Source organism: Xanthomonas sp. LMG 12461 (assembly GCF_009192935.1).
Classification (GTDB): Bacteria; Pseudomonadota; Gammaproteobacteria; order Xanthomonadales; family Xanthomonadaceae; genus Xanthomonas_A; species Xanthomonas_A sontii.
The window spans coordinates 21,265-42,355 of record NZ_NQYT01000026.1 but is presented as its reverse complement, the minus strand read 5'-3'; the positions used below and the strand labels follow the sequence as shown (position 1 = coordinate 42,355).

General features: G+C 70.9%; 18 protein-coding genes and 1 pseudogene. 7 read left to right on the top strand and 12 right to left on the bottom strand.

Going from position 1 to position 21,091, the window contains the following annotated elements; all coding sequences use genetic code 11:
- Window positions 1-886 precede the first annotated feature (886 nt).
- The gene (locus CEK68_RS07220; RefSeq protein ID WP_152238986.1) at window positions 887-2,134 is read right to left on the bottom strand and encodes an efflux RND transporter periplasmic adaptor subunit; all 1,248 of its coding nucleotides are present in this window, start codon (window positions 2,132-2,134) and stop codon (window positions 887-889) included.
- 250 nt (window positions 2,135-2,384) lie between these two features.
- On the opposite strand from CEK68_RS07220, the gene CEK68_RS07215 reads away from it, so the two are divergent.
- The 5 genes from CEK68_RS07215 to CEK68_RS07195 all read left to right on the top strand — a co-directional run bounded on the left by CEK68_RS07215 (window position 2,385) and on the right by CEK68_RS07195 (window position 7,819).
- Window positions 2,385-3,287 (top strand): ABC transporter ATP-binding protein, encoded by a 903-nt coding sequence (locus CEK68_RS07215; RefSeq protein ID WP_152238985.1) that lies wholly within the window; start codon window positions 2,385-2,387, stop codon window positions 3,285-3,287.
- Window positions 3,284-4,069, top strand: a complete 786-nt coding sequence (locus CEK68_RS07210) for an ABC transporter permease (protein WP_152238984.1) — start codon at window positions 3,284-3,286, stop codon at window positions 4,067-4,069. Before CEK68_RS07215 ends, CEK68_RS07210 begins: the two co-directional genes overlap by 4 nt.
- A gap of 100 nt (window positions 4,070-4,169) precedes the next feature.
- The gene (locus CEK68_RS07205) at window positions 4,170-5,369 is read left to right on the top strand and encodes a sensor histidine kinase (protein ID WP_152238983.1); all 1,200 of its coding nucleotides are present in this window, start codon (window positions 4,170-4,172) and stop codon (window positions 5,367-5,369) included.
- A 52-nt stretch (window positions 5,370-5,421) separates the two neighbouring features.
- Window positions 5,422-6,024 (top strand): response regulator transcription factor, encoded by a 603-nt coding sequence (locus tag CEK68_RS07200; RefSeq protein ID WP_026143841.1) that lies wholly within the window; start codon window positions 5,422-5,424, stop codon window positions 6,022-6,024.
- 103 nt (window positions 6,025-6,127) lie between these two features.
- Complete coding sequence (locus tag CEK68_RS07195) at window positions 6,128-7,819, top strand: diguanylate cyclase (protein WP_017908336.1); 1,692 nt, start codon at window positions 6,128-6,130, stop codon at window positions 7,817-7,819.
- A gap of 88 nt (window positions 7,820-7,907) precedes the next feature.
- Here the strand turns inward: CEK68_RS07195 and CEK68_RS07190 are convergent.
- The 3 genes and pseudogenes from CEK68_RS07190 to CEK68_RS07180 all read right to left on the bottom strand — a co-directional run.
- Window positions 7,908-8,078: pseudogene (locus CEK68_RS07190) on the bottom strand (TonB-dependent receptor); the annotation flags it as partial.
- A 175-nt stretch (window positions 8,079-8,253) separates the two neighbouring features.
- Window positions 8,254-8,823: a cytochrome b gene (locus CEK68_RS07185; RefSeq protein ID WP_152238982.1), complete on the bottom strand. Its 570-nt coding sequence runs from the start codon at window positions 8,821-8,823 to the stop codon at window positions 8,254-8,256.
- Window positions 8,820-9,929 (bottom strand): catalase family peroxidase, encoded by a 1,110-nt coding sequence (locus CEK68_RS07180; RefSeq protein ID WP_152238981.1) that lies wholly within the window; start codon window positions 9,927-9,929, stop codon window positions 8,820-8,822. Before CEK68_RS07180 ends, CEK68_RS07185 begins: the two co-directional genes overlap by 4 nt.
- Before the next feature lie 211 nt (window positions 9,930-10,140).
- Here CEK68_RS07180 and CEK68_RS07175 point away from each other — a divergent pair, with 211 nt between their 5' ends.
- Window positions 10,141-11,091 carry a calcium/sodium antiporter gene (locus tag CEK68_RS07175; RefSeq protein ID WP_152236633.1) on the top strand — a complete coding sequence of 317 codons (951 nt, stop codon included), beginning with the start codon at window positions 10,141-10,143 and terminating at the stop codon, window positions 11,089-11,091.
- Between the two features lie 57 nt (window positions 11,092-11,148).
- Here the strand turns inward: CEK68_RS07175 and CEK68_RS07170 are convergent, their stop codons facing one another.
- The 6 genes from CEK68_RS07170 to CEK68_RS07145 are packed head-to-tail and all read right to left on the bottom strand — an operon-like array spanning window position 11,149 to window position 17,058.
- Window positions 11,149-11,520: a Na+/H+ antiporter subunit G gene (locus CEK68_RS07170; RefSeq protein WP_017908202.1), complete on the bottom strand. Its 372-nt coding sequence runs from the start codon at window positions 11,518-11,520 to the stop codon at window positions 11,149-11,151.
- Window positions 11,517-11,801, bottom strand: a complete 285-nt coding sequence (locus CEK68_RS07165; RefSeq protein ID WP_017908201.1) for a K+/H+ antiporter subunit F — start codon at window positions 11,799-11,801, stop codon at window positions 11,517-11,519. Before CEK68_RS07165 ends, CEK68_RS07170 begins: the two co-directional genes overlap by 4 nt.
- A complete protein-coding gene (locus tag CEK68_RS07160) occupies window positions 11,798-12,301 on the bottom strand; it encodes a Na+/H+ antiporter subunit E (RefSeq protein ID WP_010341382.1) in 504 nt (167 codons plus the stop codon). Before CEK68_RS07160 ends, CEK68_RS07165 begins: the two co-directional genes overlap by 4 nt.
- A gap of 1 nt (window position 12,302) precedes the next feature.
- Window positions 12,303-13,865 (bottom strand): monovalent cation/H+ antiporter subunit D, encoded by a 1,563-nt coding sequence (locus CEK68_RS07155; RefSeq protein ID WP_152238980.1) that lies wholly within the window; start codon window positions 13,863-13,865, stop codon window positions 12,303-12,305.
- On the bottom strand, window positions 13,862-14,227 hold the full coding sequence (locus CEK68_RS07150; protein WP_017908199.1) for a Na+/H+ antiporter subunit C: 366 nt from the start codon (window positions 14,225-14,227) through the stop codon (window positions 13,862-13,864). Before CEK68_RS07150 ends, CEK68_RS07155 begins: the two co-directional genes overlap by 4 nt.
- Entirely contained in the window at window positions 14,227-17,058 is a 2,832-nt protein-coding gene (locus CEK68_RS07145) for a monovalent cation/H+ antiporter subunit A (RefSeq protein ID WP_152238979.1), read from the bottom strand. Before CEK68_RS07145 ends, CEK68_RS07150 begins: the two co-directional genes overlap by 1 nt.
- Window positions 17,059-17,503: 445 nt before the next feature.
- On the opposite strand from CEK68_RS07145, the gene CEK68_RS07140 reads away from it, so the two are divergent.
- Window positions 17,504-18,433 (top strand): NAD-dependent epimerase/dehydratase family protein, encoded by a 930-nt coding sequence (locus CEK68_RS07140; RefSeq protein ID WP_152238978.1) that lies wholly within the window; start codon window positions 17,504-17,506, stop codon window positions 18,431-18,433.
- A 121-nt stretch (window positions 18,434-18,554) separates the two neighbouring features.
- On the opposite strand, the gene CEK68_RS07135 is transcribed toward CEK68_RS07140, so the two are convergent.
- Together CEK68_RS07135 and CEK68_RS07130 are read right to left on the bottom strand one after the other, a co-directional pair.
- Window positions 18,555-19,037: an Mpo1-like protein gene (locus CEK68_RS07135; protein WP_152236627.1), complete on the bottom strand. Its 483-nt coding sequence runs from the start codon at window positions 19,035-19,037 to the stop codon at window positions 18,555-18,557.
- Between the two features lie 260 nt (window positions 19,038-19,297).
- Entirely contained in the window at window positions 19,298-21,067 is a 1,770-nt protein-coding gene (locus CEK68_RS07130) for a peptidoglycan-binding protein (protein ID WP_152238977.1), read from the bottom strand.
- Between the last annotated feature and the right edge of the window lie 24 nt (window positions 21,068-21,091).

Here is a 21,091-nt window from a genome sequence, read left to right as displayed (position 1 = left end):
TTACCGTTGCGGTTGCGGTTGCGGTTGCAAGTGCAGTTGTTGCTGTTGCTTCTGTTGTTGCTGTTGCTGTTGCTGTTGTTCTTGCTTTTGACTTGCCGGGTTCCCTTCCGAAGCGGCGGCCAGCGCGGGGAAAAACCCGAAGGGCGGCGTACATGGATGTACGCCGTCCGCGGCAGGGGCAGGATGCCCCTTCCGCGGATCCCCGGGCTGGACGCGGACCCGGAGCGCGTTAGCGCGGAGGGCGCGTAGGCAGGGTGTGCTTTCTTTTGGTTACTTTTCTTTGCACAAGCAAAGAAAAGTAACTCGCCGCAAGGCGAAAGCTTTGCTCTTGCACTTGCTGTTACGGTGACGACCGCTGGATCGTAGGAGCGGCTTCAGCCGCGACATGCATGACCAATTACGTTTGTCGCGGCTAACGCCGCTCCTACAGTTTTTCTCATCGGACACAAAAGCTTGGAGCAAAGGCTTTCGCCCTTTCGGGCGAGTTACTTTTCTTTGCTCGCGCAAAGAAAAGGTAACCAAAAGAAAGCGCGCCCTGCCTCGCGCCCTCCGCGCTACGCGCTCCGGGTCCGCGGATGCACCGGGGATTCGCGGAAGGGGCATCCTGCCCCTGCCGCGAACGGCGCACATCCATGTGCGCCGCCCTTCGGGTTTTTCCCCGGTCCATCCGCCGCTGCGGAAGGGAACCCGGTGAATCAAGAGCCGAAGCCAAGAAACAGCAACAGCAGAGCAACAGCAGAGCAAGAGCAGAGCAAGAGCAGAGCAACAGCAGAGCAAGAGCAAGAGCAAGAGCAAGAGCGGTGTGACGGCGCTGGGCGCAGTTGAAAAGCGACTACATCAAGTGCGACATCGGGTGCTGACACAATTTGCAGCACACCATCGCGCACTACTGCGCAGCGGCCTCCGCCGTCTTCACCTGCATGCCGGCACGCAAGGCCTCCGGCGGATCCAGCACCACCGTGTCGCCGGCGGACAGGCCGGACAGTACCTGGCGGTCGTCGCCCAGGGCGATGCCGGTCTTCAGCGCGCGCTGCTCGACCGTGTTGTCCTCCTTGACCGCGAACGCCACATCCTGGCCGGCGCGCTTGACGATCGCCGCGCCCGGCACCCGCACGCCCTGCGGCGTGTGCTGCGCCTGCGGCTGCGGCGCCTCCAGGAAACTGACCCGCACGCCCATCTCCGGCACGATCCGCGCGTCCTTCTGCTTCAGCGCCACGCGCACCTTCACCGTCGCCTTGCCGCGGTCGGCGGAGGGGATGATCGCGATCACCTCGGCCGGGATCTTCCAGTCCGGATACGCGTTGAGCGTGGCTTCCACCGGCATGCCCGGCTTGACCCGGCCGATGTAGGACTCGCCCACCTCGACCTCGATCTCCAGCGAATCCATGTCGACGATGGTGCCGATGCCGGTGCGGGTGAAGCCGCCGCCGGCCGACAGCGGCGAGACGATCTCGCCCGGCTGCGCCGCCTTGGCGGTGACCACGCCGGAGAACGGCGCACGCACGATGGTGTTGTCCACGTTGAGATCGGAGATCGACAACTGGTTGCCGGCCACCGCCACGTTGCGTTGCGCGTTCTGCAGCTGCGCACGCAGGGCATCGCGCTGCGCCACCGCCTGCTCGTACTGCGAGCGCGAGACCAGTTGCTGGCCGGCCAGGGTCTGCAGCCGCTGCGCGTCGGCATCGGCCTGGCGCACCTGCGCCTGCATGTTGGCGACCAGGCTGCGTGCCGCGTCCAGTTGCGAGGCCGACAGCACCCGTTGCGCGTTGGCGTCGATCGGATCCAGCGTCGCCATCACCTGGCCTTCCTCCACGCGCATGCCTTCCTCGATGCGCACCTCGCGCACCTTGCCGGTGATCTTGGCCGAGACCGTGGCCATGCGCCGCGCCACCACGTAGCCGCTGGCGTCCAGCACCGAGGCGCTGCTGCTGCCGGGGGCGATCGCCACCACCGCGGCGGTGCGGACCTCCAGCGGCTTGCTGCGGCCGAACAGCCACCAGCCGCCGGCGCCCAGGGCGAGCAGCACCACCAGCAGCACCACGGCGATCCACAGCCCGCGCCGCGACGGCGGCTCGCTCGGCGGCGCCTTGCGGTCGATACGGAGTTCCTTGAGCAGGTCGGAGGAAGTACTCATCGTGTCCTTGAACGAAACGGTCGGCGCGCTGCAGTGTGCGAGCCACCGGCCGCCGTGGGCATGGCCGGAAGTCACTTTCTGCGATGCGCTGTAGCGGGAGAACGCCGCCCCTCGGCGTGGATCGCAGCATGCGGCAATCGTGCGGGGGCTGCCAGTGACAGATGTCATCCACTGCAGCTGACGCGCCGCACTGGGCGGCGACTCTGCCGCGGCGCAGCCTAGGCACTCCCTGCCACCACCGGAGTGTCCCATGCCCGATCACGATGCGTTGCCGCTGGCGCAGCTCAGCGGCGTCCACAAGCGCTACGGGACGCTGGTCGCGCTCGACGGCGTCGACCTGCAGCTGCGACCCGGCCAGTTGCTGGCGCTGCTGGGCGCCAACGGCGCCGGCAAGAGCACCGCGGTGAGCCTGCTGCTCGGGCTGCAGACGCCCGACGCCGGCAGCGTGCGCCTGTGCGGGCAGGATCCGCGGGCGCTGGCCGCACGCCGCCAGGCCGGGGCGATGCTGCAGACCGCCGGGCTGCCGGACACCCTGCGCGTAAGCGAACTGCTGCTGCAGGCGCGCGGTTATTACCCGCAGCCGCGCAGCGTCGCCGACTGCGTGGCGCTGGCCGGGTTGGACGGGTTGATGGCACGCCGCTACGGCCAACTGTCCGGCGGCCAGCAGCGCCGCGTGCAATTCGCGATGGCGATCTGCGGGCGGCCGCGGGTGCTGTTCCTGGACGAGCCCAGCACCGGCCTGGACATCGAGGCGCGGCAGGGCCTGTGGCGGGCGATCCGCGAACTGGTCGCCGATGGCTGCGCGGTGCTGCTGACCACGCACTATCTGGAAGAGGCCGAGGCGCTGGCCGACCGGGTGGCGGTGCTGCAGCGCGGCACGCTGATCGCCGAGGGCAGCGTCGCCGAACTGCGTGCGCGCTTCGAGCAATGCACCATCCGCTGCCGCAGCGCGCTGCCGGCGGCGCAGGTGGCGCAGTGGCCACAGGTGCGTCGCGCCGAGAGCCGCGACGGGGTGCTGGAGCTGGTCGCCGAGCCGGCCGAGCCGGTGGTGGCGCGGCTGCTCGCCAGCGATCCGGCGCTGACCGCGCTGGAAGTCCGCCGGGCCGGCCTCGCCGACGCCTTTCTCGCCATCACCCGTGCGGAGGCCGCATGAACCCGACCGATCTTTCCGTTGCCTCGCCGGCGGCCGCCTGGTCGCTGCGCGACCAGTTCGCGCTGCTGCTGCGCGAAATCCGCTACGAAGTGTTGCGCTGGCTGCGCACGCCGTCGTTCGCCTTGCCCACGCTGCTGTTCCCGCCGCTGTTCTACCTGCTGTTCGGCGTGCTGCTCAATCATGGGCGCCACGACGCGGCGGTGTACCTGATGGCCAGCTACAGCGTGTTCGGGGTGATGGCGCCGGCGCTGTTCGGCTTCGGCGTCGGCCTGGCCCTGGACCGCGAACGCGGCCTGCTGGCGCTGAAGCGGGCGATGCCGGTGCCACCGCTGGCGCTGCTGCTGGCGCGCACTGCGCTGGCGATGGCGTTCGCGCTGGCGATCGGGGTGCTGCTGCAGGCGCTGGCCGCCGTGCTCGGCGGGGTGATGCTGACGCCGGCGCAGCGGATCGGGTTGCTGCTGGTCGACGTGCTGGGCACGCTGCCGTTCTGCGCGATCGGGCTGGCGCTGGGCGCTTATGCCGGCGGCAGCGGTGCGCCGGCGCTGGTCAACCTGATCTACCTGCCGATGGCGTTCCTGTCCGGGCTGTGGATCCCGCTGCAGTTGCTGCCGGCATGGCTGACCACGCTGGCGCCGCTGTGGCCGTCGTATCACCTGGGCCAGTTGGCGCTGCGCGTGGTCGGGCAGGGCGACGGTCACGGCAGTGCCGGCCATGTCGCCGCACTGCTGGCGGTGACCGTGGTGTTCTACGCGCTGGCGCAGCGGCGCCTGCGCCGCGGCTGATGGCACGCCGCGCCGATCCCGGCGTTGCCGCGCGGTTTCGCGCGCCGGCGCCTTCGCTAAGCTATGCGCTGCGGCGGCCGTGCCGCCCTGGGAGCCCGACGTGATCGCCTTGCTGCACGCCTCGCCCGACTCGCTGATCGCCCGCCGCATCGGCTGGAGCTCGGCCAAGCCCAGCACCCACTGGTTCGTGTGGCTGTCGCTGGTGTGGTCGATCTGGCTGTTCGTCACTCCGCTGTACGAGCCGTACTACTTCCGCAACTGGTTCCCGCCGACGCTGGCCAGCTATCTGATGTTCCTGGCCTTGTACTACGTGGCCTACTACCGCCACCGGCGCTACCTGCCCTGGTGCGTGGCCGGCATGGCGGCGCTGGCGTTCGTGGTGCTGCCGTACAACCCCGGCGCGCAGTGCTACATCATCTATGCCTGCGCCTTCCTGGCGTTCTGCTTCGAGCCGAAGCGGGCGGTGGCGGCGATGCTGCTGGTGCTGGCCTCGTTCGCATTGGCCTGGACGATGCGCGGCTGGTCGCCGCTGTACATGGTCAGCGCGGTGGTGGTCGGCCTGTCGGTGGGGCTGATGAACATCAGCTTCGAGCGCCGTGCGCGCGGCGAGGCGCAGCTGCGCCTGAGCCACGAGGAAGTGCGGCGCCTGGCGGCGGTGGCCGAGCGCGAGCGCATCGGTCGCGACCTGCACGACCTGCTCGGCCACACCCTGTCGCTGGTGGCGCTGAAGTCGGACCTGGCCACGCGCCTGCTCGCCCATGACGCCGCCGCGGCGCAGCGTGAGATGGAGGAAGTGGGCCAGGTGGCACGCGAGGCGCTGAGCCAGGTGCGGCGTGCGGTCAGTGGCATCCGCGCGGCGCAGCTGGCGGCGGAGATCGCCTCGGCCAAGCTGCTGCTGGAGTCGTCGGGGGTGACCTTCCGCTACCAGGTCGAGGCCTTGCCGCCGTGCCCACAGCTGGAGACGGTGTTCGCGCTGGTGCTGCGCGAGGCCGCCACCAACATCCAGCGCCACGCGCGTGCCAGCCACGCGCAGTTGCGGCTGTGGTGCGAGCGCGGCCAGGCCCTGCTGGAACTGCGCGACGACGGCCGCGGCGGCGCGCTGCAGCCGGGCACCGGGCTGAGCAGCATGCGCGAGCGGCTGGAGGCGGTGGGCGGCAGCCTGCGCATCGCCTCCGAGCGCGGCCTGGGCACCTGCCTGGTCGCCGCCGCGCCCTTGCCGCGGGTCGAGGCGGCGATGGCGGATGCCGCGCCGGCGGCGCGGATGCAGTCCCCGGTGGACCAGGACGCCGCGCTCGGCTGAGCGCCGGCCCGGCCCGGGCACTACAATGGGCCGACAAGGACCGGGGGGTGCCGTGATTCGTTTAGTGCTGGCGGAGGACCAGGCGATGGTGCGCGGTGCGCTGGGCGCACTGCTGGGCCTGGAAGCGGATCTCGACCTGGTCGCCAGCGCGGCCGACGGCGAAGCCGCCTGGCGCGCGCTGCAGGCGCATGCGCCGGACCTGCTGGTCACCGACATCGAGATGCCCGGCCTCAGCGGCCTGGAGCTGGCCCAGCGCATCCAGCGCCAGCAACTGCCGGTGCGCGTCATCATCGTCACCACTTTCGCCCGCCCCGGCTTCCTGCGCCGCGCCCTGGACGCCGGGGTCGGCGGCTACCTGCTCAAGGATGCGCCGCCGCAGCGGCTGATCGAGGCGATCCGCCAGGTGCACCGCGGCGGCCGCGCGATCGACCCGGAACTGGCGCTGGAAGCCTGGTCCGAGGCCGACCCGCTCAACGACCGCGAGCGCCAGGTGCTGCGTCTGGCCGGCGAGGGCGCCTCGGCCGGCGACATCGCCACGCAGTTGGGGCTGTCGTCGGGCACGGTGCGCAACTACCTGTCCGAGGCGATCGGCAAGCTCGGGGTCGGCAACCGCATCGAGGCGGCGCGGCTGGCCCGGCAGAAGGGCTGGCTGTGACGCGGCGCGCGGTTCGGCCTGAAACTTGCATGGCTCCCTGCGCTTGACTGCGCAGCGCAGTGCAGGGCGCGCGCGGCCTTCCTTCCTCCCATTGGCCAACGCCATGCCCTCCACCACGATCAACCGCTATGGCGTGCCGCTGGCCCTGCTGCTGCTGTTGGGCATCAGTGGCGGCGTGCTGGTGGGCAGCGAGCGCTTTCTCGCCGATGCGGCCGCGGTGCAGCGCAGCCACCGGGTCATTGCCGAGATCAACGGCCTGCAGCTCAACCTCGCCGACTGCGATGCCTCGCTGCGCGGCTTCCTGCTGCTGGACAGCCGAGAACACCTGGCCGATTTCCGGGCGTGCCAGCGCGCGCTGCCGCCGCGGCTGCAGCAACTGGCCACGCTGCTGCAGGGCAACCCCGCGCAGCAGCAACGGCTGCAGGAGGTCCAGGCGCAGATCGAGGCGCGCATGCGCGACAGCGCGCTCGCCGTGGCCCGCTTCCAGGGCAGGGCGGCAGGCATGCGCAAGCCGGACCCGGAGCGCGCCCGCCAGGGCCGTCTGATGTCGCAGGCGATCCGGCGCAACACCGACAGCCTGGTGCGCAGCGAGCGCGCGGCGCTGGCCAGCAGCGCCCGCTCCACCGCCGCCAACGCCGACCTGCTGCGCCGGCTGGCGGTGATCGGCATCCCCACCGTGTGTGCGCTGACCCTGGGCCTGTACCTGCTGCTGCGCCGCGAGATCGGCCGCCGCAGCCAGGCCGAGCAGCGCGGTCACCATGCCAATGCGCTGCTGGTGGGCACCGTGCAGCAGATGCAGCGCACCGAACAGGATCTGCGCACGCTCAACCGCTGCAGCCGCGGACTGCAGAGCTGCGTGCAGCAGGACGAGGCGGTGGAGGTCGCGCGGCAGGCGCTGGAGCGCCTGCTCGGCGACGCCGGCTGCAGCGTGTACTGCACCGACGCGGCGGGCGAGCAGGCGGTCTGTGTCGCGCACTGGGGCGAGGATGCGGTGTGCGCGCCGTCGCTGTCGCTGAGCGGCTGCGAAGGCCTGCGCAGCCGCGCCACCCAGATCCAGCGGCCCGGCGCCGCGCCGGCCTGCGCGCACGCCGCCGGCGTGGCACGCCATGGCACCTGCGTACCGATGATGGTGCAGGGCGAGCCGCTGGGGCTGATCCATCTGTCCAGCCGCGATCCGACCCTGCTCGAGCGCCTGCCCCTGGTCGAGGTGGTGGCCGAACAGCTGGCGATGGCGCTGCACAACCTGCAGTTGCGCCAGCGCCTGCGCACGCAGTCGATCCGCGATCCGTTGACCGGGCTGTACAACCGCCGCTACCTGGAAGAATCGCTGGTGCGCGAACTGGCGCGCTGCGAGCGCCGTGAGCAGCCGCTGGCGCTGATGATGCTGGATCTGGACCACTTCAAGGCGCTCAACGACCGCCTTGGTCATGCCGGCGGCGATGCCTTGCTGGCCGCGTTCGGTCAGTTGCTGGCCGGGCTGGTGCGGCCGGAGGACATCGCCTGCCGCTACGGCGGCGAGGAGTTCACGGTGATCCTGCCGGGCGCCGCCGCCGACGTGGCGCAGCGCCGCGCCGAGCAGATCCGCGCCGCGGTGGCGAACCTGCAGGTGCAGCACCAGGGTCAGGCGCTGCCGCCGGTGACCGTGTCGATCGGCGTGGCCGCTTATCCGGACCACGGCCGCAGCACCGAGGAACTGCTGCGCTGCGCGGATGCGGCGCTGTACCGCGGCAAGCGCAGCGGCCGCAACCGGGTCGCTGCCGCTGGCGACGCACCGCTGCGCATCGCCGAGGCCTAGGCCGGCTCCATCCCGTGCATGCAGTGCCGCGGTCGCGCGCCTGCGCCGCGGCCGTGCCAGCGTCAGCACCCGCGCGCGGCCTGCCGGCTCAGAACGACCAGCTGAAGCTCAGCGTGCCGTTGCGCGGTTCGCCCCAGGCACCGTCGCCGTAGATCTGCGCGTAGTAACGCTTGTCCAGCAGGTTGTTGAGGTTGAGCTGCACCGAGAAGGCCGGCGACAGGCGGTAGCGCGCGAAAGCGCTGACCAGCGCGCCCGTCCGCCGACAAGTGTAACGGCGGCCCGGGGCCGGGACCATGTCGGGAGCGACACAAACGCGTGGCATCGCCCGGGAGACAGGCCGCACCGCACTGGCCGAATCGACATGCGCGTGCCGGCGCTAGCGTGCGCAGCGCGGGACGCACGCGCTGCGTCCCGCGTGTCGTGTCGTGGGTGGACTACGCCTTGTCGCGTGGCGCTGCAGGCGTCGCCGCGCCGCGCGCCATGCTCGAGAACACGCCATCGCGGCGTACCCAGGCATGGAACAGCGCCGCGCACAGGTGCGCCAGCACCGTGGCGAACAGCAGGTAGGCCAGCCAGCCGTGCGCGCTGCGCAGCCAGGCATACAGCGCCGGGCTGTGCGGCGCGATCGGCGGCAATTGCACGCCCGGCCACAGCACGATCGGGTAGCCGCCGGCCGAGAGCATCGACCAGCCCAGCAGCGGCATCGCCAGCATCAGCGCGTACAGCAGCCAGTGCGAGGCGTGCGCGGCAGCCTGCTGCCAGCGCGGCAGGTCGGCCGGCAGCGGCGGCGGCCGGTGCCGCAGGCGGTTGCCCAGGCGCACCAGCACCAGCAACAGGATGGCGATGCCCAGCGGGCGATGCAGGTTCAGCAGCCAGGGCCGCTGCGACACCGAGGCGACCATGCCCACGCCGACGAACAGCATGGTCAGGATCATCGCCGCCATCAGCCAGTGCAGCACGCGCGCGAGTGGGTTGAAGTGCGCGGAGCGGTCGTCGCGGTTCATTGCGCACCTCCGTGCGGCTTGCCGGTCGCATTGCCGGTCGCATCGGGCGCCTGGCCGCGGGCGATCTCGCGCTCGCGGCGATTGAAGGACTGCGAGTACACCGCCGAGCGCGCGGCCAGGATCGGATCGTCGGAGCCGGCGATGCCGTGCGGCAGGATCAGCGGATCGTAGTTGAGGTCGCGGCACGGCCCGGTGGCCTGCGGCTCGGCATGGTCCAGCACCAGGGTGCCGGCGACCACCTGCTGGCGGTCCTGCGGCCACGGCTGCGAGGGATCGTCGACCGGGTCGCCGGGCGCGGCCACGGTCAGCACCAGATCCCAGCGCAGCGGACCGCGCGCCAGCCGCGCCTGCAGGTCGTCGCTGAGGAAGTCGGCGTCGGCCTTGGCGCGTTGCTCGGCCGACAGCGGCGCGAACGGGGTCTGCGGGCGCATCGACCAGCGCACCGCATGTGTGCTGCCGTCGGCGGCGGTGAAGCGGAACGCGTTGACGCCGTTGTACTGGGTGTTGGCCCAGCTGTTGGACCATGGTGCGGTCTTGGCCCACTCCTGGAACTTCTTCGCCTCCGGGTAGCGCTGCAGGAACGCCGCCATCTTCGCAGGGTCCGGCTTGCCGGTGGCCGGATCCGGCCGCGCGGCCAGCGTCTGCGCCATGAAGCCCTCGGTGCTGGCGACCACGAAGAACGGGAAGCTGTTCATCGCCGTGCGCCATTCCTGGCCGTCGTCGCTGCGCAACTGCAGCGCCATGCTGCGCACGCGGGCGGTGCCGTCGGCGCCATGCGGGTCGCCGCCGCCGATCGACAGGCGGCCCAGCACCGGCACCGAGGATTGCGCGAACACCCGTGCCGAGGACAGCGCGCTGCCCTGGCCGTTGCCCTCGAAATGGCCGCTGACGCACACGCCCTTGCTGTGCGCACGGCGGAAGCCCGGATGCGGCGGGCCGCCGGCTTCGATGGCGTCGGTCATGCGCTGCGCGGTCAGCCGCTGCGGGCCGCCGAGCCAGCCGGCGCTCCAGGCGAAGGCGGCGGCGAGTGCCGCGGCGATCGCGGCGATGCCGGCCAGCGCCAGCCAGGGCCGCCGCGGCGGCGGCGTGGGATCGGGACGGGACATGGGGCAGCTCCTGTGGCGAAGGCGAGGGGAGGGACGCGGTCGGGCGCGCGGCAAGCGCTAGCAGACACGGTCGGGCATGAACGCAGTGCAGTGGCGGCGGGCTGCGCGTGGGACTGGCCGTCGCAGCGTGCCATGGCCGGGCAGGCCGACCACGGCGGCGTCATCGGCGCTGCGCATAGAATCGCCGCATCTTGCGGGCAGGGAGTCGGCGATGGCCGGTGCGATCGGATTGGTGCTGTTGGGGCTGGCGTTCCTGGCGCTGGGCGGGGACTCGATCGTGAAGGCGGCCTCCGGCCTGGCCCAGCGCTGCGGTGCCTCGCCGTTCGTGGCCGGCTTGCTGCTGGTGGCCTTCGGCACCTCGCTGCCGGAACTGGCGGTCAACGCGCGCGCCTACGCCGCCGGCGCGCAGGACCTGGCGTTGGGCAACGCGATCGGCAGCAACCTGGCCAATCTCGGCCTGACCCTGGGCCTGGCCGCGCTGGCGGCGCCGCTGCTGCTGCGCACGCGCCTGCTGCCGCCACTGCTGGTGCTGCTGACCCTGGCGACGCTGGCGCTGATCGGCTTCGGCCTGGATGGCGCGATCTCGCGCGCTGAGGGCGTGGCGCTGCTGCTGGCCTTCGTCGGCGTGGTCGCCTTCCTGCTGCTGCGCGCGCGGCATGAACCGGCCGCGCGCCAGCTTGGCGTGTCCGGCTACGCGGTGACCCGCACCGGGCTGGTGCTGAATCTGCTGCGCCTGCTGATCGCCCTCGTGCTGTTGAACGCCGGCGCCAACCTAGTGGTGGAACACGCGCCGCGGCTGGGTGCGGCCTGGGGCCTGTCGCCGCTGCTGGTCGGCCTGCTGCCGGTGGCGATCGGCACCGCGCTGCCGGAAGCCGCCGCCGCGGTGGCCGCCGCGCGCCGGGGCCAGGGCGACATGGTGGTCGGCCATGTGCTGGGCTCGAGCCTGTTCAACCTGCTGGTGGTGATCGGCGGCATGGCGGCGCTGCGGCCGCTGCCGTTGCCGGCCTCGTTCGTGCGCCTGGAACTGCCGGCAGCGATCGCGCTGGCGGCGGTGCTGTACCCGATGCTGCGCGGCGACATGCGGTTGAGTCGCGGCGAGGGCGCGGTGCTGCTGGTGGCGTTCCTGGCGTGGGTGGGACTGGAGTTGGCGTTGGTGGCGTGAGTGCCGAGAGTGGGGAATCGGGAATCGGAAAAGCCGCTCCTGCGCAGACCCGCGCGCTCAGCGCTCCTCCGGCTGCTCCGGCGGCGGCAGCCCTTCCTGCTCGGCGTGGTCGCTGCCCGGCACCTGCGGGCGCTGTTCCAGCATCAGCGACAGCGCCGCCTTGGCCATCATGTGCGCGCTGATCGGCGCGGTGATGAACAGGAACGCGGTGATCAGCAACTCGCGCGGCTGCGGGTCCTGGCCCAGGAACAGGTGGTAGCCGACCGAGGCCAGCAGCACGCAGCCCACGCCCAGGGTGCTGGCCTTGGTCGGTGCGTGCAGGCGCTTGAAGAAGTCCGACAGCTTCACCAGCCCCAGCGCCCCGACCAGGATGAAGAAGCAGCCGACGATCAGCAGCAGCGACAGCCCGACCTGCAGCACGCCGATCATTCGACGATGTCCCGGCGCAGCACGAACTTGCTCAGCACCACGGTGCTGCCGAAGCCGAGCATGGCGATGATCAGCGCCGCCTCGAAATACACCGGCGAATCCAGGTACATGCCGAACAGCATCAGTTCGGCGATCGCGGTCACCGACAGCGTGTCCAGCGCCAGGATGCGGTCGGGCACGGTCGGCCCGCGCAGCAGCCGCCACAGCGCCAGCAGCATCGCCAGCGCCACCACGTGCATGCACACGACGATCGTGGTCTCGATGAACATGTGGCTGGTCATGGGAAGATCTCCATCAGCGGCGCTTCGTAGCGCGTCTTGATCTGCCGGATCACGGTCTCGGCATCGTCCAGGTGCAGCACGTGCACCAGCAGGTACTTGCGGTCGTCCGACAGCGCCGCCGACACCGTGCCCGGGGTCAGGGTGATCATGCTGGTCAGCGCGGCGATGCCGTGGATGTTGGCGATGTCCAGCGGCACCCAGATGAAGCCGGGGTGGATGCGTTTCTCCGGACCGAGCACCTGCAGCGCCACCACCACGTTGGAGCGCACGATGTCCCAGGCCGCCACGCACAGCATCTTCGGCACCGGGCGCAGCGAGCCGATGCGCGCGAACTCGCGGTCCAGGCGCGCGGCGAACAGCGGTACCGCCACGCCCAGCACCGCGCCCAGCAGCACCTGGCCGAGACTGAAGCTGTCGCTCATCAGCAGCCAGAACGCGGTGACGGTCAGGCTCAGCGGCCAGGACGGGAACAGGCGGCGCGACCAGGGACGGGCGGACATGTCAGGGCTCCCGCAGGATCGGCGCGGTGCCGCGCAGCTGGGTGGTGTAGTCGGCCGGTCGCAGCAGTTGTGCGGCGGCGGCCTCGCTGTAGCGCAGCAGCGGCCCGGCCGCCACGGTCATCGCCACGCCGTAGCCGAGCAGCAGCACGGTGGCGGCGGTTTCCAGCGGCCGTGCCGGCGCCTTGCGCGGCGCCGGGCGCGGCAATTCCACGGTGCCGTCCTCGGCCGTGTCCTGGTCGCCGGGCACGCGCCAGAACAGGCGCACGCCGCCGCGGGTCAGGCCCATGATCACCATCAGGCTGCTGAGCAGCACCGCGGCCCACACCGGCGCGGTCAGCCCGCCAGGCGTCGCGCTCAGGATCGCCACCTTGGCCAGGAAGCCGGACAGCGGCGGCAGCCCGGCCACCGAGATCGCCGCGATCAGGAACAGCACGCCGGGCACGGTCTTGCCCGGCAGCGGCGCGATGATCTCCTTGCGGTCGCTGGCGCCGCCGCGGCGACGCCGGATCAGGTCGGCGATCATGAACAGCGCCGCGGCGACGAAGCTGCTGTGCGCCAGGTAATACAGCCCGGCGCCGAGCGTGCCGGCTGAGTCCAGCGCGAAGGCCACGAACAGCGTCGCCGCCGACACGATCACCAGGTAGCCGATCAGCACCCGCAGGCGCACCGCCGCCAGCACCCCCAGCGCGGCCAGCAGCAGCGTCGCCAGGCCCAGCCACAGCAGCCAGTCGCGGCCGTAGCCGTCCAGCGCCTGCGCCTGGCTGCCGAGGATCAGCGTGCTCACCCGCAGCACCGCGTACAGGCCGACCTTGGTCATGATCACGAACAGCGCCGCCACCGCCGCCGGCGCGCGCGCATAGGTTTCCGGCAGCCACAGGTACAGCGGCAGCAGCGCGGCCTTGGCGCAGAACACCAGCAGCAACAGGCCGAACGCGGCCTTGATCAGCGCCACGTTCTGCGGCGGCGCCTGCGCCACGCGCTGCGACAGCTCGGCCATGTTCAACGAACCGAGCAGCGCGTACAGCAGGCCCAGCGCGATCAGGAACACGGTGGAGGAGGTGACGTTGAACACCACGTAGTGGAAGCCCACGCGCAGGCGCAGGCCACGCCCACCGCTGAGCAGCAGGCCGTAGGAGGCGATCAGCATCACCTCGAAGAACACGAACAGGTTGAACACGTCGCCGGTCAGGAACGCGCCGTTGAGGCCGACCAGCTGGAACTGGAACAGCGCATGGAAATGCGGCGCGCGCCGGTCCCAGCCGGCGCAGGCGTGCAGCAGGCAGGCGCTGGCGAGCAGGGTGGTGGTCGCCAGCATCCATGCCGACAGGCGATCGGCCATCAGCACGATGCCCAGCCGCGAGGGCCAGTCGCCGAGCAGGTAGGCGTGGACCTGGCCGTCGCTCACCTGCACGCACAACGCCAGCACCGCCGCGGCCAGCGCCGTCATCGCGGTCCACGCCACCGCGCGGCGCACCTTGCGGCCGTAGCGGCGGTGCTCGGCGAACAGCGACAGTGCCGCGCCGAGCAAGGGGATCAGGATCGGCAGGATCAGCAGATGGGTCATGGCGCCTCCCCGTCGGCGGGGTCGGGGTCCGGGCGCGCATCGACGTGGTCGCTGTGGTTGTCGCCGCGGCTGCGCATCGCCAGCACGATGCTCACCGCGGTCATCGCGAAGGCGATCACGATCGCGGTCAGCACCAGCGCCTGCGGCAGCGGATCGGCGTGCTCGGCCAGGGTCGGGGCGATGCCGTCGCGCAGCACCGGCGCCTTGCCCTGCACCAGCCGGCCGCCGGCGAAGATCAGCAGGTTGGTGGCGTAGGACAGCACGGTCATGCCCAGGATCACGTCGAAGCTGCGCGCGCGCAGCAGCAGGTACACGCCCACCGCGGTCAGCACCCCGATCGCGCTCGCCAGTGCCAGTTCCATCAGTGCATCTCCCCGGTGATGGGCGAACGCCGCGCCGGGTCGATCTGCCCGCGCTGCGAATCGCGGGTGCGCGAGGGCTTGATCGTGCCCATCATCGACAGCGTCAGCATGGTGCCGCCGAACACCACCAGGTACACGCCGGTATCGAAGACCAGCGCGCTGGCCAGCGGGACCGTGCCGATCAGCGGCAACTGCAGATCCAGATGGCCGCTGGTGAGGAACGGCACGCCGAACAGCATCGAGGCCATGCCGCCGAGCGTGGCCAGCAGCAGACCCAGGCCGATGCAGCGGATGTAGTCGAAGCCGAAGCGCGACTCCACCGAGGCCGCGCCCTGGATCACGTACTGCATCAGCAACGGCACCGCCAGCACCAGCCCGGCGATGAAGCCGCCGCCGGGCGCGTTGTGGCCGCGCAGGAACAGGAAGATCGACACGGTCAGGGTCAGCGGGAACATCAGCTGCGCCAGGTCGGCCGGCACCGGCAGCTTGATCGGCGGCCCGGGCATCACCTTCTCCGGTGCCATCCGCGCGCGCCGCAGCAGCGCATGCACCACCAGCGCGGCGATGCCGAACACGGTGATCTCGCCGAAGGTATCGAAGCCGCGGAAGTCCACCAGGATCACGTTGACCACGTTGCGGCCGTAGGCCTCCGGCAGCGCGCGCTGCAGCAGCTCGCCGGCCATCGTCGTCGCCGGCCGGGTCATCACCGAATACGCCAGCAGCGCCATGCCGCCGCCGGCGACGATCGCCAGGGCCGCATCGCGCCAGCGCCGCCAGCGCCGCGGTTCCGGCGGCGAGGCCTTGGGCAGGTAGTTCATGCCCAGCAGCATCAGCACCAGGGTCACCATCTCCACCAGTAACTGGGTCAGCGCCAGGTCCGGCGCCGACAGGAACACGAATACCAGGCTCACGCCCAGCCCGCTGCCGCCCAGCACCAGCACCGCCAGCAGCCGCTGCCGGTACAGGAACAGCGTGGACAGCGCGCAACTGAGGATCAGCAGCCACAGGCCCCAGCCCAGCAGCGGCATCCCCTGCGGCGCCGGCCACTGCTGCCACAGCGGCGGCGCGTGCAGCAGCGGCGCGGCCACGACGACCACCGCGGCCAGCACCAGCCAGCGCAGGCTGCGCTGCAGGCTGCCGTTGGCGAGCAAGCGGGTAAAGCGGGCGGCCACGCCGAACAGGGTCTGCACGTGCCAGTGGAACACGCGCTTGCCCAGCGAGCGGCGCACCTCGGTGTACAGCGCGGTCAGCCGGCGCAGCCCGAAATACAGCGCGACGCCGCCGACCACGCCGGCGATGCTCATCGCCAGCGGTGCGTTCCAGCCGTGCCAGACGGCCAGGCTGTAGTCGGGCAGGGCGTTGCCGAGGATCGCGCCGGCGGCGCTGCGCAGCACCGGCGCCACGGTCAGCGCCGGCACGATGCCGACCGCCACGCACACCAGCACCAGGATCTCCACCGGAATCTTCATCCAGCGCGGCGGCTCGTGCGGCATCGTCTGCAGGTCGCGCGGGCCCTTGCCGAAGAACGTCTCGTAGACGAAGCGCAGGCTGTAGGCCACGCCGAACACGCCGGCCAGCAGTGCCGAGGTCGCGGTGAACACGCGCATTGCCGCCGGGCCGTCGGCGCCCAGCGCCTCGGCGAAGAACATCTCCTTGGACAGGAAGCCGTTGAGCAGCGGGATGCCGGCCATCGACAGCGAGGCGGTGATCGCCAGCGCGCTGGTGATCGGCATCCAGCGGCGCAGGTTGCCGAGCCGGCGCATGTCGCGGGTATGAGTCTCGTGGTCGATGATGCCGGCGGCCATGAACAGCGAGGCCTTGAACACCGCGTGGTTGAGGATGTGGAACACGCCGGCCACCACCGCCATCGGCGTGGACAGCCCGAACAGCATGGTGATCAGGCCCAGGTGCGAGATCGTCGAATACGCCAGCAGGCCCTTGAGGTCGTGCTGGAAGATCGCGAACCAGGCGCCGGTGAGCAGGGTGATCGCGCCGATGCCGCTGACCGTGTAGAAGAACAGGTCGCTGCCGGCCAGCGCCGGATGCAGCCGCGCCAGCAGGAACACGCCGGCCTTCACCATCGTCGCCGAGTGCAGGTACGCCGACACCGGGGTGGGCGCGGCCATCGCGTGCGGCAGCCAGAAATGGAACGGGAACTGCGCGCTCTTGGTGAAGATGCCGAGCAGGATCAGCCCCAGCGCCCATGGATACTGTGGGCTGGCGCGGATCACGTCGCCGGCGGCGAGCACCGCGTCGAGCTGGTAGCTGCCGACGATACGCCCCAGCAGCAGCACGCCGCCGAGCAATGCCAGGCCGCCGCCGCCGGTGATCACCAGGGCCATGCGCGCGCCGTCGCGCGCGTCCTGGCGGTGCGACCAGAAGCCGATCAGCAGGAACGAACTGATGCTGGTCAGTTCCCAGAACACCATCAACAGCAGCAGGTTGCCGGCGATCACCATGCCCAGCATCGCGCCCATGAACAGCAGCAGATAGGCGTAGAAGCGCGCCGCGTTCTCGCACGCGCTGAGGTAATAGTGCGCGTACATCACCACCAGCGCGCCGATCGCCAGCACCAGGCCGGCGAACATCCAGGCCAGGCCGTCCAGGCGCAGCGAGAACTGCAGGCCGATCTGCGGCAGCCAGGCGTGGTCGGCACGGACGATGCCGCCGTCGAGCACCGTGGGCGTCAGCGCGCCGAGCACCGCCAGGCCCGCCAACGGCGCCAGCGCCGCGGCCCAGGCCAGGGTGGCGCGCGAGCGGTGGCGCAGGGCGACGACGGCCGCCGCCATCAGAAACGGCAAGGCCAGCAGGAGGTCGAGGGCTGGGATCATGCAGGGAATACGAGATTCGCGAGCAGGAGCCCGAGTGTAACAGGCGCGTCACGGCGGTGGCCGGCGCGGGAACGGAAGGCGTGCACGGTCATGCCGACAGCGTAGCGGTGCGTAGGTGATGCGCTTGCGAGTGCGGGTGGGAGGGGAGCGATCGAACGCTGGCGCTGCGCGATGCGCCACACGCCACGCGGCGCGCGCTTTGCGTGTGGCGCAAGCATCGCCATGGGTGAGCGCGTTCTGCAGCGCATCGCGCGTCGCTCTCCATCCGGGTGCTGGTGCGTGCGGCCCGGGCCAGGTCGCCGGTGCGCTTGGCGATCGTTGGCGGCTGCGTGTGTCCGCGCCACGCGTCGCCTTGTCCGCCTCCACCAGCCGTTGCATGCCGTGCAGCGTGCGGATGCCGCGTGATTCCAGCCGCAAACGGCGGCGCACGCACTATCCTGTGTCGATGACCGATTCGCTCGCCGCTGCCTCCGCTTCTCCGACGACCGTCGCGCCACCGCGCATCGCGCTGGTGTTCGGCGGTAGCGGCCAGATCGGCGACCGCCTGCTGCACCGCCTGCTGGCCGACGGGTGGGAGGTGCATGCCTACTCCCGGCAGGCGCGCGCGGCGCACCCCGGCCTGCACTGGCATGCCGGCGAACTCAGCGCGCTGCAGGCGCCCCCGGTGGCGGCCGACGTGGTGTTCAGTTGCGGGCCGCTGGACGCCTTCGCCGACTGGTATCGGCGCGCCCCGGTCGCCGCCGCGCGCGTGGTCGCCTTCGGCTCCACCAGCCTTGAGGTCAAGCGCGACTCGCTGGACGCCGCCGAACGCGACGTCGCCCGGCGCCTGCGCGAGGCCGAAGCCATCGTGTTCGCGGTGGCCGCCGAACGCGGCGCGGCGGCGACGGTGTTGCGGCCGACCCTGGTCTACGGCGCCGGCCGCGACCGCACCCTCAGCGCGATCGCGGCACTGGCGCGGCGCACCGGCTGGTTCGTGCTGCCACGCAGCGCCAGCGGCCTGCGCCAGCCGGTGCACGTGCAGGACCTGGCCGACGCGGCGCTGGCGGTGCTTGCGCATCCGGCGACGCACGGGCGCAGCTACGCCCTCGGCGGCGGCGAGACGCTGACCTACCGCGAGATGGTGCGCCGGGTGCTGGCCGCGCTGCGGCCGCCGGCGCGGCTGCTATCGCTGCCACATGCAGCGTTCGCGTTGGCGCTGACGCTGGCCCACGCCTGCGGCCGCCTGCAGGGCATGAACCGCGCCGCGCTGCAGCGCATGCGCGAGGACCTGGCATTCGATCTGCAACCGGCGCAGCAGGATTTCGGCTACGCGCCGCGCGCCTTCGCGCCGGATGCGGCGATGTTGGGCCTTGAGGCCGGGGACACGGCGCAGTAGGGCTGACACGGCGTCGCGTCCTCGCTGGCGCGATGCGGGCAGCGCGTAGGCGCGGCGGGTGGAGGAATCCCGGCAGCGCCTGCGTCCGCCTGGCGATGCGCGGTGGTGTTGCTGGCCGCGCTCAGTAGCGCCAGTGCATGCGCCGGTACAGCTTGGCCAGCACCCAGGCCGGGCCGATCAGCAGATAGGTCAGATCGGTGAGGAAGCTGGGTCGATGGCCTTCCAGCGCATGTCCGATGAACTGCGCGATCCAGGCCACCACGAACACGCCGATCGCCAGCCACAGCAGCCCCTGCAGGCCCAGGTGCGCTTCCAGCAGCCGGCACAGGCAACCGCAGAAGAAGAACGCCGCCAGCATGCCGTAGCCCAGCGGGCGCGACAGGCGGTTGTAGTACATCCATGCCGCGAACATGCCCAGCGCCGCCCACAGCCCGCTCTGGAACCAGGTGCCGCCGACCGGGATGCACCACAGCAGGGCCACCACCGACCACAGGATCGCCGGCACCGCGACCACGTGGATGCGCTGGTTGGCGGCATTGCGGTGATCGTCGGAATAGCTGGCGAAATAGCGGTCGATCGGGCGCGCGTAGGCGGTGGTATCCATCTTCCCTCCCAGGAACCGCTCCAGCATAGCGCCATCGCCGGCGCGATGCGGAGACACCGGTGTGCGTGGGGCGAGGGACGTCGTGCGGTGCGGTTGCCGGCCACGCGCTCCGGCGGCGACCTGCGATGGCGTTTGGCGGTGCCTGCTGCTGGCGTCCTCGCTGCGCAGAGGGCGGCGAGATGCCGCAATGCTGGGGAACGCAGTGCCGGGGAAAAGAGCGATCGCGCCACACCGGCGCGATCGCTCCATCACGCCTGCACTCAGGCGCGCGCCATGCTCCTGTTCGTCTCCTGCTGCTGCTCGCGCTGCACCGTTTCCTGCTGCTGCGCGGACTGGCGGGCCAGCTGCGCGCTGGTCTGCTCCAGCGGCGGTGCCGGCTGCTGCAGGTCCACCACCGCACGGAAGCCCGGCGTGGTCCCGGCGACGAAGGCCGTTTCACCACGCATGCTGACTTCCTTCAGCTTGTCCGGGTGGTCGATCCCGGCCTGCTTGGCCTGCAGGGTGAGGTTGGCCACGGCTTCGTTCGACAGCTTGGCGTGTTGCGGATCGGCCTGCTTGGCGGCGCGATCGGCCTCCGTGCGCATCTTGTCGTACAGCGGCGTATCCGGATGTCCCGGCTCGCCGAGCTGCGGGCCTTTCTGGGCCTGCTCGGCGGCCGCCAGCCCGGCCCGGGTGTCGCGGCCGACGATGCCGTCCTGGGTGAGGCCGCGCTGTTTCTGCAGGGCCGTCACCGCTTCGTGGGTGTTGTCGCCGAAGCGGCCGTCCTCGGCCAGCGGGCGGCCTTGCGCGTCGCGGATGCCGAGGCGATTGAGTTGCTGCTGCAACTCGCGCACTTCCGAGCCGTGGTCGCCCTGGCGCAGCGTGCCGTTGCCGCGCTGGGCCTGATCGCGCGCAGACGCGTCGACCTGCTGGCCGCGGTTCCACCACGTCTCCGGGCTGACGGCCTTCCCGTTCGCATCGTGCATCTGGTAATGCACGTGCTGGGCATACTGGCTCGCCCCATTCGGGCCGCGTCCGCCCATGGTGCCGATCGGATCGCCGGCACGCACGGTATCGCCTTCTTTCACCGAGCGCGAATCCAGATGCAGGATTTCGTGCGAGTTGCCCTGCGCGTCACGGATCTTCACCGTGCCGTACTGGCCGCCGGAGAAGGTCACCGTGCCGGAGATCGGCGCGTGCACCGTCGGGTGCTGCCGGTTGATGCCGGTCTGGCCGCCTTCGTAGTTGAAGTCGGTGCCGCCGTGCGGGCCACGGGCGCGCTGTTCGCCATAGTGCCCGGTGATGTGCGGATCGACCTTGCCCTGGCTGGGCAGCATGCGTTCCATGGTCTGCTGGAAGTTGCTGTGAGACGCCCCTGCGTTGGCGGTCGCCGGACGATGGCCCTGCGTGGGTGCAGCCACGGGCTCACCCAGCCGTCCCGCTGCCAGGTTCTGCATCAACTCGGGTGTCAGCGTTCGTTGCCAGTGTTCGAAACGCCTCTCGCGATCCGCCAGGCCGTTCGGTGGGTTGGCGCCGTTGATGGTGGCACCCGCGTTTTGGACGCTGTTGCGCTGCTCCTCGGGAACTTTCTGCTGCCAGTACCAAGTGGCGATGCGCGAGGCGTTCTCGGGCTGAGATGCCAGTTCTGGCCGATTGACCAGATCCAGCCCCAACGCCTCGCCAGCCGCGCGGTACTGCGCCTTGCCGGTCAATTGCATGTAGCCACGGCCGTGATACAGATAGCCGTCTCCCGGCTGATCGTTGCCGAGATCCCGTCGATTGCCGTACATGAGTTCGCCGAGCCGTTCGGGTCGTCCCCTGAGCGCCTCGACGCGCGCGCTTTCGAGCGCCTCTGGCCCTTCGCGCAACGCAGAACGCACATTGGCCGTGATCTGTCCGATTCCCTTGGTGTAATTGAAGCTTTCCTCGAGCCTGGAAAGTCCGCCGGACTCATGGCCCACCTGCGCCATGAAATTCGCCAGTTCCCTGGGCTGTGTGATGCCGGCCGCGTAGGCGGCGCGGAGCATCTGGTTCTCTCTGTCTGTTGCCATGGTGTAGCTCCTCATTTCTCAGCA

What these genes read in the sequence shown, in the direction of transcription:
- CEK68_RS07165 (WP_017908201.1), bottom strand. Translation starts at nt 11,801, where the DNA reads ATGACCAGCCACATGTTCATCGAGACCACGATCGTCGTGTGCATGCAC.
- CEK68_RS07210 (WP_152238984.1), top strand. Translation starts at nt 3,284, where the DNA reads ATGAACCCGACCGATCTTTCCGTTGCCTCGCCGGCGGCCGCCTGGTCG.
- CEK68_RS07130 (WP_152238977.1), bottom strand. Translation starts at nt 21,067, where the DNA reads ATGGCAACAGACAGAGAGAACCAGATGCTCCGCGCCGCCTACGCGGCC.
- CEK68_RS07220 (WP_152238986.1), bottom strand. Translation starts at nt 2,134, where the DNA reads ATGAGTACTTCCTCCGACCTGCTCAAGGAACTCCGTATCGACCGCAAG.
- CEK68_RS07145 (WP_152238979.1), bottom strand. Translation starts at nt 17,058, where the DNA reads ATGATCCCAGCCCTCGACCTCCTGCTGGCCTTGCCGTTTCTGATGGCG.
- CEK68_RS07185 (WP_152238982.1), bottom strand. Translation starts at nt 8,823, where the DNA reads ATGAACCGCGACGACCGCTCCGCGCACTTCAACCCACTCGCGCGCGTG.
- CEK68_RS07150 (WP_017908199.1), bottom strand. Translation starts at nt 14,227, where the DNA reads ATGGAACTGGCACTGGCGAGCGCGATCGGGGTGCTGACCGCGGTGGGC.
- CEK68_RS07170 (WP_017908202.1), bottom strand. Translation starts at nt 11,520, where the DNA reads ATGATCGGCGTGCTGCAGGTCGGGCTGTCGCTGCTGCTGATCGTCGGC.
- CEK68_RS07160 (WP_010341382.1), bottom strand. Translation starts at nt 12,301, where the DNA reads ATGTCCGCCCGTCCCTGGTCGCGCCGCCTGTTCCCGTCCTGGCCGCTG.
- CEK68_RS07175 (WP_152236633.1), top strand. Translation starts at nt 10,141, where the DNA reads ATGGCCGGTGCGATCGGATTGGTGCTGTTGGGGCTGGCGTTCCTGGCG.
- CEK68_RS07180 (WP_152238981.1), bottom strand. Translation starts at nt 9,929, where the DNA reads ATGTCCCGTCCCGATCCCACGCCGCCGCCGCGGCGGCCCTGGCTGGCG.
- CEK68_RS07140 (WP_152238978.1), top strand. Translation starts at nt 17,504, where the DNA reads ATGACCGATTCGCTCGCCGCTGCCTCCGCTTCTCCGACGACCGTCGCG.
- CEK68_RS07195 (WP_017908336.1), top strand. Translation starts at nt 6,128, where the DNA reads ATGCCCTCCACCACGATCAACCGCTATGGCGTGCCGCTGGCCCTGCTG.
- CEK68_RS07135 (WP_152236627.1), bottom strand. Translation starts at nt 19,037, where the DNA reads ATGGATACCACCGCCTACGCGCGCCCGATCGACCGCTATTTCGCCAGC.
- CEK68_RS07215 (WP_152238985.1), top strand. Translation starts at nt 2,385, where the DNA reads ATGCCCGATCACGATGCGTTGCCGCTGGCGCAGCTCAGCGGCGTCCAC.
- CEK68_RS07155 (WP_152238980.1), bottom strand. Translation starts at nt 13,865, where the DNA reads ATGACCCATCTGCTGATCCTGCCGATCCTGATCCCCTTGCTCGGCGCG.